Annotated in this window: 15 protein-coding genes and 1 tRNA gene; 10 read left to right on the top strand and 6 right to left on the bottom strand. The window is 59.7% G+C overall.

Going from position 1 to position 12,609, the window contains the following annotated elements:
* Positions 1 to 762 (bottom strand): ABC transporter permease (locus Q0C48_RS07635; protein ID WP_291523084.1); only part of this gene is annotated, 762 nt, incomplete at its 3' end.
* Between the two features lie 62 nt (positions 763 to 824).
* Positions 825 to 1,499, bottom strand: a complete 675-nt coding sequence (locus Q0C48_RS07630) for an ABC transporter ATP-binding protein (protein WP_291523082.1) — start codon at positions 1,497 to 1,499, stop codon at positions 825 to 827.
* 140 nt (positions 1,500 to 1,639) lie between these two features.
* Between Q0C48_RS07630 and Q0C48_RS07625 the strand changes: the two genes are divergently transcribed.
* From Q0C48_RS07625 to Q0C48_RS07585, 9 genes are all read left to right on the top strand, one after another.
* Positions 1,640 to 1,732, top strand: a tRNA-Ser gene (locus Q0C48_RS07625).
* A gap of 217 nt (positions 1,733 to 1,949) precedes the next feature.
* Entirely contained in the window at positions 1,950 to 2,276 is a 327-nt protein-coding gene (trxA, locus tag Q0C48_RS07620) for a thioredoxin TrxA (protein WP_291523080.1), read from the top strand.
* Positions 2,277 to 2,392: 116 nt separating this feature from the next.
* Positions 2,393 to 3,649: a transcription termination factor Rho gene (gene rho, locus Q0C48_RS07615; RefSeq protein ID WP_291523085.1), complete on the top strand. Its 1,257-nt coding sequence runs from the start codon at positions 2,393 to 2,395 to the stop codon at positions 3,647 to 3,649.
* Positions 3,650 to 3,724: 75 nt separating this feature from the next.
* Entirely contained in the window at positions 3,725 to 3,928 is a 204-nt protein-coding gene (gene rpmE / locus Q0C48_RS07610) for a 50S ribosomal protein L31 (protein WP_291523078.1), read from the top strand.
* 6 nt (positions 3,929 to 3,934) lie between these two features.
* Positions 3,935 to 4,357 (top strand): hypothetical protein, encoded by a 423-nt coding sequence (locus Q0C48_RS07605; protein ID WP_291523076.1) that lies wholly within the window; start codon positions 3,935 to 3,937, stop codon positions 4,355 to 4,357.
* A 48-nt stretch (positions 4,358 to 4,405) separates the two neighbouring features.
* Positions 4,406 to 5,173, top strand: coding sequence for a malic enzyme-like NAD(P)-binding protein (locus tag Q0C48_RS07600; RefSeq protein ID WP_291523074.1), 768 nt, complete (start codon positions 4,406 to 4,408; stop codon positions 5,171 to 5,173).
* Positions 5,174 to 5,179: 6 nt separating this feature from the next.
* A complete protein-coding gene (locus Q0C48_RS07595) occupies positions 5,180 to 6,235 on the top strand; it encodes an AI-2E family transporter (protein ID WP_291523072.1) in 1,056 nt (351 codons plus the stop codon).
* Positions 6,236 to 6,550: 315 nt separating this feature from the next.
* Entirely contained in the window at positions 6,551 to 8,227 is a 1,677-nt protein-coding gene (gene ilvD, locus Q0C48_RS07590; protein WP_291523070.1) for a dihydroxy-acid dehydratase, read from the top strand.
* 6 nt (positions 8,228 to 8,233) lie between these two features.
* Positions 8,234 to 9,190 carry an NYN domain-containing protein gene (locus Q0C48_RS07585; protein WP_291523069.1) on the top strand — a complete coding sequence of 319 codons (957 nt, stop codon included), beginning with the start codon at positions 8,234 to 8,236 and terminating at the stop codon, positions 9,188 to 9,190.
* 7 nt (positions 9,191 to 9,197) lie between these two features.
* Here Q0C48_RS07585 and argA read toward each other — a convergent pair whose 3' ends face one another.
* The 4 genes from argA to Q0C48_RS07565 form a co-directional block, all read right to left on the bottom strand.
* Positions 9,198 to 10,511, bottom strand: a complete 1,314-nt coding sequence (gene argA, locus Q0C48_RS07580) for an amino-acid N-acetyltransferase (RefSeq protein WP_291523067.1) — start codon at positions 10,509 to 10,511, stop codon at positions 9,198 to 9,200.
* Between the two features lie 15 nt (positions 10,512 to 10,526).
* On the bottom strand, positions 10,527 to 10,838 hold the full coding sequence (locus tag Q0C48_RS07575) for a BolA family transcriptional regulator (protein WP_291523065.1): 312 nt from the start codon (positions 10,836 to 10,838) through the stop codon (positions 10,527 to 10,529).
* A complete protein-coding gene (locus Q0C48_RS07570) occupies positions 10,835 to 11,137 on the bottom strand; it encodes a YciI family protein (protein ID WP_291523063.1) in 303 nt (100 codons plus the stop codon). Before Q0C48_RS07570 ends, Q0C48_RS07575 begins: the two co-directional genes overlap by 4 nt.
* 82 nt (positions 11,138 to 11,219) lie before the next feature.
* Positions 11,220 to 11,777, bottom strand: coding sequence for a septation protein A (locus Q0C48_RS07565; RefSeq protein ID WP_291523061.1), 558 nt, complete (start codon positions 11,775 to 11,777; stop codon positions 11,220 to 11,222).
* Positions 11,778 to 11,840: 63 nt separating this feature from the next.
* Between Q0C48_RS07565 and Q0C48_RS07560 the strand changes: the two genes are divergently transcribed.
* On the top strand, positions 11,841 to 12,609 hold a 769-nt coding region (locus Q0C48_RS07560), incomplete at its 3' end, for an ATP-binding protein (RefSeq protein WP_291523059.1).

The following is a 12,609-nucleotide window of genomic DNA, read 5'->3' as shown; positions in this document are numbered from 1 at the left end:
CATGGCCAGGGTGGAATAGACGAGAAAGGCCCCGGTAAACAGCGCCACCAGCGACAGCACCAGCAGATTCACCCGATAGGCGCGCGATGCATCCGCTGCTACCCGCCCTTGCTGGGCAGGACTTTGCAGCACGGCGCCGACCGGCAAATGGCCACGCCACTGCGCCAGGAAGTCGCCGGTGCTCGTTCCGGGACGCAGGCGCAGGTCCACCTGATTCATGGCGCCCACCTGTCCCCACAACCACTGCACCGCCGCAATATCCATGACGCCGAATGCTCCGCTATCGCCCATATCGGGGAGTTCCCCGATGATCCGTAGCGTGCGTGGCTGCCCATCCGCATCGAGCGTCAGCGTATCACCTACCCGCAGGCCGAGATGCGCCAGCGCCGCCGGGCTCAGGGCAATGTGGTCAGGGGTCAGCATGGCAAGCGGGTTATGCAGGTTGAAAGGCAGCAGTGGTTGCCCCATCCGCGCCGCCTGAAAGGCGTCAATACCCAGAATATGGAGCATTCCTTTGCTGGCAGGATGCAGCACCGGCGCCTGCAAGCGGATTTCCGGAGTAGCTACGGCCACACCTTTGGCCATACTCAGGCGCACATACCATTGTTCGGAAAAGCCCCGTCCCGGCGCCGTCAGCGCCAGGTCAGCCTGCCCCGACAGGCGCCGCAGTCCGGTGGAAAAATCACTCACGGCCTGAATGTTGATGAGGGCGATGGCCAGTCCCAGCGCGACCCCCAGCGCAATGCCGATGATAGCCAGCACGCTCGCGCCCGACCTTTGGCGCAGGGGACGCCAAACGGCCGCCTGCCACGGAATCCGGGTGATCACAGGAAACGGAAGCCCTGTGCGTCGAAGCGCAGACGCCGCTGCGCCCAGCCTGCCGCCGTTGCCGAATGGGTCACCAGTAAAACAGCCGCCCCTTCCGCTTCTCCCGCTTCACGCAGGAGGCTGAGCACGGTTTCCGCAGAATCGGCGTCGAGACTGCCTGTCGGTTCGTCAGCAAGGATCAGTGACGGGCGATGTACTACCGCCCGCGCTACCGCAACCCGCTGCATCTCGCCGCCGGAAAGCTCTCTTGGCCAGGCATTCAGGTGACTGCCGATGCCGAGGCGTTCCGCCAGTATTTTAACCCGCTGATTCATGTCACGCCGGGAGAGGCCGTTCAGTCGCCAGGGCAGGGCGATGTTTTCCTCTACGGTCAATTGCGGGATCAGATGAAAGGCCTGAAACACAAAACCCATGTGCCGCCGCCGCAGGAGCGTACGCGCGTCGTCATCCAGGGTGTCGAGCGGTTGATCCTTGAAAGTCATGTGCCCCGCATCGGGGCGATCCAGGCCGGCAATAATATTGAGCAGGGTGCTTTTGCCAACGCCACTTTCCCCCATGATAGCTACGAAGTCTGCTGGTGCTATGTTGAGGCTCGCATTGCGGAATAACCAACGCTGTGGGTCTCCGGGAAGCCGTTTTGCCAGATTGTTCAGAACCAGAAGTGCAGTCACGCCATCTTTTCCAAGCTTTACCAAACGTAGTTAGTTTACCATACGTCAACCCCGCGGTGGCGGCCACGCCATTCTCCTGTGCCCGGCTTGGGCATCAGGTTTTGACCTTGGCACCCGCATCAGGTTAGAATCCCGCTACCGGAGAGATGGCCGAGCGGCTGAAGGCGCTCCCCTGCTAAGGGAGTATGGGGCTAAACACTCCATCGAGGGTTCGAATCCCTCTCTCTCCGCCACCCTTACTGGCTTAAAACTTTAACGAAAGTGACTGCCCATCTCTCTTGCATCCCAGTTTTATCGTGCTATCCTTCAATCACCTTATGGACTGAAATGAAGTGCTTATCTGCGGGCGCCATCCGGCGCATGTGGTCTCGGGCTGAACCCCTCGAACGATAAAAATCTCATGAATATCCACCGAAGCGCTATACCCAACTGACTGAGGAGCCCTCTCCAATGAGTGACGCTATTCTTTATGTATCTGATGACAGTTTTGAAACGGACGTACTGAAGTCTTCCAAACCGGTTCTGGTCGATTTTTGGGCCGAATGGTGCGGACCTTGCAAGATGATTGCCCCCATTCTGGAAGATATCGCTGGCGAATATGCCGACCGCCTGCAGGTTGCTAAATTTAACATCGACGAAAATCCCAACACGCCCCCTCAGTATGGCATTCGCGGTATTCCCACATTGCTCCTCTTCAAAGCGGGCAAGCTTGAAGCCACCAAGGTGGGTGCCCTGAGTAAAGCCCAACTGACCACATTCCTGGATAGTCAACTTTGAATACACCACGTCCCCGCCGTAAATCTCCCCGGACGCCCAAGTCCTTCCCCAACGAAGATATTCTGGTAGACGACGAAGACGATAGTACGCTTTGTCCAGCACCTGGCGCTTCGGCGATGAATCTGACTGATCTTAAACGCAAAACAGCCGCCGAACTGGCGGTGATCTGTCAGGATATGGGGTTAGAGGGTACCGCCCGCCAGAAGAAACAGGAAATCATCTTCAATATCCTCAAGGCGCACGCGCGCAACGGGGATGCCATCTACGGCGAGGGCGTGCTGGAAATTTTGCAGGATGGTTTTGGTTTCCTGCGAGCAGCCTCAGGGTCCTACATGGCGGGGCCGGATGACATTTATGTCTCGCCTTCGCAGGTGCGGCGCTTTCATCTGCAGACCGGAGACACGGTTTCCGGGCAGATTCGTCCTCCCAAAGAGGGTGAGCGCTATTTCGCACTGCTCAAGGTAGAGAGCATCAATTTCGAAGCGCCGGAAGCGACTCGCAACAAGGTGAACTTCGACGATTTGACGCCACTGTTCCCCGAAGAGCGACTGCGTCTGGAATCCGACAATATCCCCTATGGCGAAATGGCACCGCGGATCATTGATCTGGTGTCACCCATCGGTAAGGGCCAGCGCGGTCTGATCGTTGCCCCGCCTAAAACGGGTAAGACGGTGTTGCTGCAGCAGATTGCCCACGCCATCACTGCCAATCATCCTGAATGCTATCTGATCGTGCTGCTCATTGATGAGCGCCCGGAAGAAGTGACGGAAATGCAGCGCTCGGTGAAGGGCGAGGTGGTCTCCTCCACCTTTGATGAACCGGCGACGCGCCACACCCAGGTTGCAGAAATCGTCCTGGAAAAAGCCAAGCGCCTGGTCGAGCACAAACACGATGTGGTCATTCTACTCGACTCCATTACCCGTCTGGCGCGTGCCTTCAACACCGTGGTGCCTTCTTCCGGCAAGGTTCTGACCGGCGGCGTGGATGCCAATGCGCTGCAAAAGCCCAAGCGATTCTTCGGCGCCGCACGCAATATCGAAGAGGGCGGCAGCCTGACCATTATTGCCACGGCCCTGGTGGAAACCGGTTCCAAGATGGACGAAGTCATCTTCGAGGAGTTCAAGGGTACGGGCAATATGGAAGTGCATCTCGACCGTCGCCTGGCCGAGAAACGTACTTACCCTGCCATCAATCTGAACAAATCCGGCACCCGTCGTGAAGAGCTGCTGGTTCCGGCCGAGATGCTCAGTAAAATGTGGGTGTTGCGCAAGTTGCTGGCACCTATGGATCCGGTGGAATCCATGGAGTTCCTGCTCGACAAGGTGCGTGGTACCAAAACAAACGCGGAGTTCTTCGACTCCATGAACCGTTAAGCGGGTCCGCTGGACGCCTGCCCTGTCCATCCCTATAATTCGCCTCTTTGTATCGAGGCCCCGAGAGTAGCTATCATGAAAACCAATATTCATCCCAAGTACGAAGAAATCACCGTCACCTGCAGTTGCGGCAACGTCTTCAAGACGCGCTCGACCGCGAACCGCGACCTGCACATCGACCTCTGCTCCGAATGTCATCCTTTCTACACCGGTAAGCAGCGCGCCGTTTCTGCCGCTGGTCAGGTAGAGAAATTCCGCAAGCGTTACGGCGGTCAGTAAATCGCTATGACGGAGACAGATACCCAGACAGATCTGCGGCGACGGGCACTGGAGTATCACGCCCGCACGCCAGCGGGTAAGCTTTCGGTCATACCGAGCAAGCCCTGCAGCAGTCAGGAAGATCTGTCTCTGGCCTACACGCCCGGAGTCGCCGCTCCGGTGCGTGAGATCGCCGACGATCCGGAGAAGGCCTACGACTATACCGCGAAGGGCAACCTCGTCGCCGTAGTCAGTAACGGTACGGCGGTGCTCGGTCTGGGCAACGTCGGGCCGCTGGCGGGTAAGCCGGTCATGGAAGGCAAGGCACTGCTCTTCAAACACTTCGCAGATATTGATGCTTTTGATATCGAAGTGCAGGCGCGCGATGCCGAACATCTCATCGACGTAGTGGTGGCCATCGCCCCCGGTTTTGGCGGCATCAATCTGTAAGACATCGGTGCTCCGGTCTGTTTTCAGGTCGAAGAAGCCTTGCAGGCCATGCTGGACATCCCCGTATTCCACGATGATCAGCATGGTACGGCAGTGATCGTGGCTGCGGCGTTGCAGAATGCACTGGAATTGCAGGGTAAGGAATTAGGCCGCATCAAGGTCGCTATTGTTGGTGCTGGCGCCGCCGGACTTGCCATTGCGCGTATGTTGCGGGCGCTGGGGGTAGCGGATATCTTCCTGAGCGATTTGCACGGCGTGCTGCACAGCGGACGTACGGACCTTACCCAATGGCATAAACCCTTTGCGGTGGCGCCCAGGGACTGGGATCTGGCGGCAATGTTGCGCGGTGCCGATGTAGTGATCGGCGTCTCTGTGCGCGGCGCTATTCCGGAGGCGGCGTTGCCGACGCTGGCGCCCAGGCCAGTGATTTTTGCACTCGCCAATCCCGATCCTGAGGTGGACCCCGCCGTAGCGCGGCGACTGCGTCCCGACGCCATCATCGCCACGGGTCGTTCGGATATGCCCAACCAGGTCAACAATGTGTTGGGCTTTCCCTTCCTCTTCCGCGGTGCGCTGGATTGCCGGGCTCGGCAGATCAACCAGCCCATGCTGCTGGCGGCCGTAGATGCTTTGGCGAAGCTGGCGCGGGAGCCGGTACCGGACGCGGTGCAGGCCGCTTATGGGCGGACTGCAACGCAAGGTCTGGCCTTTGGCCCCGAGTACATTATCCCCAAACCTCTGGACCCGCGCCTACGGCAGCGGGTCTCTGGCGCAGTGACCGTTGCCGCGCGAGAAAGCGGCGTCGCGCGGCGCTAAATCACGATGCGTCTCGCGGATCTGACGGTTCGCGATCTGCGATTCGCCTTCGGCCAATTGCTCGCCGCCGTTCTCTTTTTTGCCCTTGTCTGGAAAATCCTTGCTCCCTTTTTGCCAGCTCTTGGCTGGGCGGCTGTTCTCGTTTATGCGACCTGGCCGCTGGCTGGTCCCATGCGCCGACATTGGCCGCCCGTGCTGGCAGCAGCAGGCGCCACGCTCATGCTGGCGCTGATTTTTATTCTTCCCGTACTTTTCCTGAGCATCACCCTGGGCACGGAGTTGCACCATGTACTGACCGACCTCGGCAGCCAGGATGCACGTACGACCCTGGAAGCAAGGCTGACTCAGATACCTTGGGTGCATGATCTGCTCGCGCAGATCCCCGCCCCCTGGACGGCGAAACTGATGCCCGGTGCTCTGTCTCCCGACCTCTCCGCCTGGGCGGGACGGCTGGGCAGTGTTGCGGGTGGGATCGGGCGCTTCGGCGCTTTGCTTATACTCGTTCTCATCACCGCCTTTTTCTTCTACCGGTATGGTGAACTGCTGTTGGATCAGTTGCGCCGTTTTGTCGGCCAGGTGCTGGGACAACGGGGCGACGCCTATCTACGGACGGTGGCCAGCACCATCCGTGCGGTGATTTACGGCATTCTGGCGACAGCGGTGGCGCAGGGTGCCCTTGCGGGGGTGGGTTACGCGGTGGCAGGACTGCCTGCGCCCGTACTGCTGGCTGTCATCACCCTGCTGTTTTCCTTTATTCCCGTCGGTACGCCCCTGGTTTGGGGCGCTGCGAGCATCTGGCTGCTCTTTCAGGGCGATATCTTGGCGGGAGTAGGGCTGGCCCTGTGGGGTGCGCTGGTGGTGAGCTGGATTGATAACCTGATTCGCCCGCTGGTAATTTCCAGCGCGGTACGGATTCCGTTTCTGCTGGTGCTCTTCGGGGTGCTGGGCGGCATTCTCGCTTTCGGTTTTCTCGGGTTGTTCCTGGGGCCGGTGCTGCTGGCCGTATTGCTGGCGATATGGGATGAGTGGTTGCGGCCAGCGCCTGCTGCGCCGCAGGGTTGAATGTCCGCTCTATGCAGGCAGTCAGCTGTCGGCACAAATAAAATGTATATGAGCAGATGCAAAAAACACCTTGTTTGAGTATCCGGTTGGAAATTCAATTTACATTGAAAATCTTATTTATTCTGTCATCGGATGAGAAAAACTCAGCGGATTTGCAGCCCGGCGAGCGCCTGCTTCTTGGCCTGTCTCACACTTGGCCCTATACTGCGGATACTAACCAGACGGTCAGTGTGCTTTTACCCTGCACCCTGTCGCGCCGCTCTCTGGGTGTTATCCACGCGATGCATCCCCTGCTGAACTTGCCACGAGGACCTCATGCGCTCCGATACGATCAAAAAAGGTTTTGAACGCACTCCCCACCGCGCCCTGCTCAAGGCCTGCGGTGTCACCGACCAGGATATGGATAAGCCCTTCATCGGGGTGGCCAACTCCTTCATCGACATTATCCCCGGCCATGTGCATTTGCAGGAGTTCGGACGCATCGTCAAGGAGAACATCCGTGCGGCAGGGGGCGTGCCCTTCGAGTTCAATACCATCGGTGTGGATGACGGTATCGTCATGGGTCACGACGGTATGCGTTACTCGCTGCCGAGCCGTGAGCTGATTGCGGACTCCATCGAGACGGTGGTGCAGGCCCATCATCTGGACGCGCTTATCTGTATCCCCAACTGCGACAAGATCGTGCCCGGTATGATCATGGGCGCGCTGCGCTGTGACGTCCCCACGGTATTCGTCTCCGGCGGCCCTATGGAGGCCGGTCATCTGTCTGACGGAACAGCGATCGATCTGGTGACGGCCTTTGAGGCGGTCGGACAGTTCAAGCGCGGGCAGATCACCCAAATCCGTCTCAAAGAGATCGAGGACAAGGCCTGTCCGACCTGCGGCTCCTGCTCCGGCATGTTCACGGCCAACAGCATGAACTGCCTGATGGAGGTCCTTGGTATTGCGCTGCCCGGCAACGGTACCATCCTGGCGACGGCGGCGGCGCGCCGCGACCTGGTGCGGCAGGCTGCGGACCGGGTGGTGGCACTGGCCATGGCGGGCGGGCCGACCATGCGGCAACTGGTGGATTTCGATGCCATCGATAATGCGTTCATACTGGACATGGCCATGGGCGGTTCCACCAACACGGTGCTGCACACCCTGGCTATCGCCCGGGAGGCCGGTCTGAATTATCCGCTGGCGCGGCTGAACGATCTGGCGCAGCAGGTGGCCTACCTTGCCAAGGTATCGCCAGCCCTGTCTACGGTGCATATCGAGGACATCGGCCGCGCCGGTGGTATCCCGGCTATCCTCCATGAGGTGCACAAGCGCAACCCCGATGTGCTGCATCTCGATAAGCCGACAGTGAGTGGCCAGAGCCTGCGCGAGATCGTATCGGCGGCGACGGTCAAGGACAGCAGGATCATCCATTTGGCCAATGACCCCATTTCACCCACCGGCGGCTTGCGGGTGGTCTTTGGCAATCTCGCGCCCGAAGGCGGTATCGTCAAAATTGGTGCGGTATTGCCCGCCATGCGGAAGTTCTCTGGACCAGCGAAGATTTTTGAGAGTATGGAAACCGCAGCAGACGGTATTCTTGCCGGTGAGGTCAAGGCCGGTAATGTGGTGGTGATCCGTTACGAAGGCCCGAAGGGTGGCCCCGGTATGCCGGAAATGCTGACGCCTACCGCCAACATCATGGGCATGGGCCTGGGCGAAAGTGTGGCATTGATTACCGATGGCCGTTTTAGTGGGGCGACCCGCGGGGCCTGTATCGGCCATATCTCCCCAGAGGCGGCAGAGGGCGGCCCCATCGGCCTGCTGAAAGATGGGGACATTATTTCTCTTGACCTCGATAACGGCAAAATCCACGTCGACCTGAGTGACGAGGAATTGGCCGAACGCCGCAAGCATTGGGTGCCGATAGAAAAGCCCCTGAAGTCACCGTGGTTGCGCCGTTATCGCAAGCTGGTGACTAACGCCGCCAACGGCGCGATCCTGGAGTCCTGAGCATTCATGAGTACTGGTGAGCTACATATTGGCGTCTATGTGGATGCCGAAAATATTCGTTATAACGGCGGTTATGCCATGCGTTATGACGTGCTGCGGCGCTTCGCCGGGCGGGAGGACGGGGCGCGACTACTACGCCTGAACACCTACATGGCGGTGGATGGCGAGCGCATGAAGCGTGACCGCGAGTACCGGGAACGGATTCGTGGCTATCAGCAGGCGGTGCGCGATCTGGGCTGGAAAATCATCGAAAAGCCGGTGCGCTGGTTCGTGGACGAAGAAGGCAACAGCATGTCCAAGGCCAATGCCGATCTGGATCTGGCGGTGGATGTGATGCTGCAATCCGAGCGGCTGGATCAGGTGCTGCTGGTCACGGGTGACGGGGATTTCCTGCAGGTGGTTCGCGCGTTGCAGAATAAGGGATGCCGGGTCGAGGTGCTGGCGTTCAAAAATGTCTCCAGAGAATTGCAGCATGAAGCGGACGCTTTCTACTCCGGTTATCTGGTGCCCGGGCTGATTCCCACCCGCGGCGACGTGCGGGTGCCGTGGGGGGAAATAGGCTCACGCATCCGCGGTATCTGCATCCGTTGGGAGGCGGACCGCGGCTTCGGTTTCATCCGTTTTTTGACCGGTATTTCCGCTCGTTTGTGGGTGACCGATACCCGGCAGGACGACTCTCCCTACGAGACGGCCTTTGTCCATATTTCTGACCTGCCGCGCGAATTGGATACGGATGACCTCCCGAGCCGGGACATCATTCTGGAGTTTGATCTTGAGTCCAGTGAGACGGAAAAGGGTGGCTTCATCGCCCGTCGTTGCACGGTGGTCAATCGCTATGATGGCCGCACCGGGGGCTTGTCCAGGCTGCCCGACCGCGCCGCCGCCACGGAACGGGGGGAGGATACGGGGTTTCCTTCGGAAGGCGAAGCCGAGGAGAATGAGGCGGTCGCCGACACCTCCTGACCCCGCTTCACGCTTTCACGCTGCGAAAAAATACCTGACTGCGGCGCTGGAAGTTGTAGAGGTGCTGCCGCAGCACCGGTAAATCCTCCAAGGTGCCGTGGTGAAAGTTGCGCTCCAGAAACCAGTGGGTCGTCTGGGTGCTGAGCACGAAGATCTGTTCCAGCTTCTGCTCCCGCGCGCGTTCCTGACAGTAGTCGAGCAGCCGCTCACCGCGCCCCTGGCGACGATAGCGGCTGTCTACCGCAAGACAGGCGACTTCGGCCATTCCCTGATCAGGGTAGGGATACATGGCCGCACAGCCGATGATCTTGCCGTCCCGTTCCATGACCACGAAGTGATCTGCTTCCATTTCGAGGCGTTCCCGGCTGCGTCGCACCAGCACGCCGCGCTCTTCCATGGGACCGATCAGATCAAGGATGCCGGGGATGTCGGCGACGGTGGCGGTCCGCAGATGTTCAAAAGGATCTTGAGAGATGAGGGTACCGAGACCGTCGCGAGTGAATAGTTCGCGCAGCAGCGCACCATCCACATGCCGGGATATGAGATGGACACGATCCACCGTTCCGGCGCAGGCGATCGCAGCGCTGTGCAGATGCTCGCGCAGGTCGCCTTGAATATCGTCCCGGGTGAGCAATTCCGGCAATTCAGACAGGGTAACCTGGCGCAGGAGTTGGCCCTGGGCATCGGTCACGCCGTCTTCGTCCATGAAAAAAACCAGCTTGGCGGCGTGCAAGGACAAGGCCGCTGCTACGGCCACTTCCTCCGCGCGGATGTTGAACAGGGTGCCCGTCGGCGAGACGCCGATGGGGGAGAGCAGGACGATTTCGTCGGCAGCAAGATGGCGCTGGATGGCCTCTGTCGCTACCCTCCGTACCTGCCCGGTATACTGGTAATCCACTCCCTCCAGCACCCCAAGGGGCTGGGCGATGATGAAGTTGCCGCTGACCACCTGCAACCCGGCATGGGCCATGGGCGAGCCCATTTGCCCCTCGGACAATGCCGCCTCCACCACCAGACGGGCGCCGCCTACCGCCTCGCGGAGTACCTGCATGGCCGCCAGGTCGGTGATGCGCTTGCCGTTGACTCGCTCGGTGCGCAGTTGGTGGGCCAGCAGTGCCGCGTCAATCTGCGGCCCGGCCCCATGCACCAGGACGACATTGATGCCCAGGCTGTTGAGCAGGGCGATGTCATGGGCGAGGCTGCGGATGCTGCCATCCGCCAGGGCGTCGCCACCGAAATTGATGACGAAGGTCTGCCCGCGAAAGCGATGAATGTAGGGCGAAGACTCGCGGAAGCTGCGGACGAAGCTATCGGCTGGCATCTGAGCACGCCGCCCCTAAAGGACATTCAGGGCGATGGCTGGACGCTGTGTTTTGGGCGGGTTTTGGGCGGCATACTCCTCCGGGCTATAGGCCTTGATCGACAGCGCGTGTATCTCGTGACGCACCGGGTCGGTGGCCGTATTGACCAGGCGGTGACGTGCCAATGGGGCCAAGCCCGCGAACTGGCTGCTGACAATGCGCACCTCGTAATGCCCGCCACCGCCGGACGACGCATGACCACTGTGGGATTCCGTCCGGTCATTGATTTCCAGGAATTCCGGATTCAGGGCGTCACGCAATAAATTACCAAGGATTTCCTTGTTCATGGCAAAAATACTCCTTTATAAGGGCGAACGCTGACCTCTGCGTAAACACCGGCACTGAGATAAGGTTCGGCGGCAGCCCAGGTATGGGCGTCCTCCAGCGAGTCAAAACGGGCAATGATCAGGCTGCCGGTAAACCCCGATTCGCCCGGTTCCTCGCTGTCTATAGCGGGGAATGGCCCCGCAGTCAGTAAACGCCCCTCGGATTGCAACTGATGCAGGCGCGCCAGATGATCGCCCCGCGCCATCTGGCGCTTGCCCAGGGAATCGGGATTGTCCGTGCCAATAATGCAGTAATACATGAACCTTTTCCTGTCGGTGAGATGTATGTCCTAAAGCTGCCCCATTTGCAGCCCGTTGGCAACTGTCCCCGACGATCAGAGGCTACGCCGACGAATCGCCATCCTTAGCCTCTTGCGGCAAAGCACGCGAGATCACCACCGCTTGAAAGAGCACGAAAATGACGGTGATGGCGAGCATGCCGAAAAGCTTGAAATCCACCCAGATACTCGTCGAAAACGCATAGGCCACGATCAGGTTCAGGACCGCGCCGAAGAGAAAGAAGGCGATCCAGTAGCCATTGAGGCGCCGCCAGAAAGACAGGGGCAGCGCGGCCGGCAGTTGTCCGCCCATCAGGCGCTGCAGGAGGGGTTGCTCGCGCCAGTGGGTAAAGAGCAGGGCCGCCGCGAACAGCACATAGAGAATGCTGGGTTTGACCTTGATGAAGGTGTCGTTATGAAAATACAGGGTCAGGCCGCCGAAGGTCAGGATCAGCAGGGTGGAAACCCAGGTCATGGTTTCGACCCGACCCCGCCGCCACCACTGCCAGGCCATCAGCAGGATGGCGGCAACGATAAGCACCTCGGTGGCCGTGTAGATCCCGTGAATCTTGTAGGCCACGAAAAAGAGGATGATGGGGAGGAAATCGGTAAGCAGTTTCATGACGCGCCACGGTAAATGGGGTTAATCTTACGCTATCTAATCACAGAAAGGAGTTCGTGGACAGTGGAACGTCAACAGGTGATTCAGGGTTTAGCCGCCCTTTTGGGGGACAACAGCAGCCATCCTCTGCCCGATTTTGCCGGGGTAAAGGCCGCGCGCTGGCGCCATCTGCCCCTCGGTGGCCGTCTGGAAGGGGTGGCCCGCGTGGACTTGCCGGAGATGGACGAACTGCTCGGTATCGAAGACACCAAGGCCGCACTGGACTTGAACACCCGCCAGTTTGTCGCCGGTTTTCCCGCCAATGACGCCTTACTCTGGGGCGGGCGGGGCACGGGCAAGTCTTCGTTGGTCAAGGCGCTCCTGCGCCGTTATGCGGATCGGGGGCTGCGGGTGATTGAAATCGACCCGGACGGCATCCTCGACCTGCCGGAGATTCTGGCGGCACTGCAGGCAGCCGATCCACAGCAGGCCTATTACTTTGTGCTCTTCTGCGATGACCTGTCTTTCGGTGGCGATGACCCCGGCTACAAGGCCCTCAAGTCCCTGCTGGACGGTGGGGTGGAGGCGCGTCCGGACAACGTGCTGCTCTACGCCACCAGCAACCGGCGGCATCTGATGCCGCGTCATTTCGCCGACAACGAGGAATATCAGCGCCACGGTGAGGAAATCATCCCCGGCGAGACGGCGGAAGAAAAAATCAGCCTTTCCGAGCGCTTCGGCTTATGGCTGGGCTTTTATCCCTTTGATCAGGCCATGTATCTCGATATTTGCATTATCCATCTGCAACGTCTGGGGGTGCGGACGCCGCCGGCGGAGTGGCGGGAGGAAGCCT

Origin of the sequence: Acidithiobacillus sp. (assembly GCF_023255755.1) — a bacterium.
Classification (GTDB): Bacteria; Pseudomonadota; Gammaproteobacteria; order Acidithiobacillales; family Acidithiobacillaceae; genus Acidithiobacillus.
This window is presented reverse-complemented; position numbering and strand designations above follow the sequence as displayed.

What these genes read in the sequence shown, in the direction of transcription:
- trxA (WP_291523080.1), top strand. Translation starts at nt 1,950, where the DNA reads ATGAGTGACGCTATTCTTTATGTATCTGATGACAGTTTTGAAACGGAC.
- Q0C48_RS07605 (WP_291523076.1), top strand. Translation starts at nt 3,935, where the DNA reads ATGACGGAGACAGATACCCAGACAGATCTGCGGCGACGGGCACTGGAG.
- argA (WP_291523067.1), bottom strand. Translation starts at nt 10,511, where the DNA reads ATGCCAGCCGATAGCTTCGTCCGCAGCTTCCGCGAGTCTTCGCCCTAC.
- rho (WP_291523085.1), top strand. Translation starts at nt 2,393, where the DNA reads ATGAATCTGACTGATCTTAAACGCAAAACAGCCGCCGAACTGGCGGTG.
- Q0C48_RS07565 (WP_291523061.1), bottom strand. Translation starts at nt 11,777, where the DNA reads ATGAAACTGCTTACCGATTTCCTCCCCATCATCCTCTTTTTCGTGGCC.
- Q0C48_RS07575 (WP_291523065.1), bottom strand. Translation starts at nt 10,838, where the DNA reads ATGAACAAGGAAATCCTTGGTAATTTATTGCGTGACGCCCTGAATCCG.
- Q0C48_RS07600 (WP_291523074.1), top strand. Translation starts at nt 4,406, where the DNA reads ATGCTGGACATCCCCGTATTCCACGATGATCAGCATGGTACGGCAGTG.
- Q0C48_RS07570 (WP_291523063.1), bottom strand. Translation starts at nt 11,137, where the DNA reads ATGTATTACTGCATTATTGGCACGGACAATCCCGATTCCCTGGGCAAG.
- Q0C48_RS07585 (WP_291523069.1), top strand. Translation starts at nt 8,234, where the DNA reads ATGAGTACTGGTGAGCTACATATTGGCGTCTATGTGGATGCCGAAAAT.
- rpmE (WP_291523078.1), top strand. Translation starts at nt 3,725, where the DNA reads ATGAAAACCAATATTCATCCCAAGTACGAAGAAATCACCGTCACCTGC.
- Q0C48_RS07595 (WP_291523072.1), top strand. Translation starts at nt 5,180, where the DNA reads ATGCGTCTCGCGGATCTGACGGTTCGCGATCTGCGATTCGCCTTCGGC.
- ilvD (WP_291523070.1), top strand. Translation starts at nt 6,551, where the DNA reads ATGCGCTCCGATACGATCAAAAAAGGTTTTGAACGCACTCCCCACCGC.